Raw genomic sequence first — 279 nt, 5'->3', positions numbered from 1 at the left:
AGGAGTGAATGATGTCGAAATAGGCCATGTCGCCCGGCCGCATGTAACGGTCCGAGAACACATGGGGATGCGGCGCGCAGCGTTCGCCCGAAATCGCGTTCACCGCCTCCACATTCTCCGAACCCATGTTGTAGAGCACGTGATTGACGACGGCGACGGCCTCGCTTTCCTTGACGCCCGGACGCAGCACGCGGAACAACTCGTCATAGGCGGAATCGACCAGGCACGCGGCGGTCTCCAGCAACGAGACCTCGTCGATCGACTTGATGACGCGGGCGC

General features: G+C 62.0%; 1 protein-coding gene. It reads right to left on the bottom strand.

Going from position 1 to position 279, the window contains the following annotated elements; all coding sequences use genetic code 11:
* Nucleotides 1-279 (bottom strand): M24 family metallopeptidase (locus tag MRBLSP13_RS22510; protein ID WP_363756567.1); only part of this gene is annotated, 279 nt, incomplete at both ends.

The organism is Sphingobium sp. LSP13-1-1.1 (assembly GCF_040676415.1).
Taxonomy (GTDB): Bacteria; Pseudomonadota; Alphaproteobacteria; order Sphingomonadales; family Sphingomonadaceae; genus Sphingobium.
Note: the sequence above shows the minus strand (reverse complement) of the source record. Positions and strands in the feature narration are given on the sequence as shown.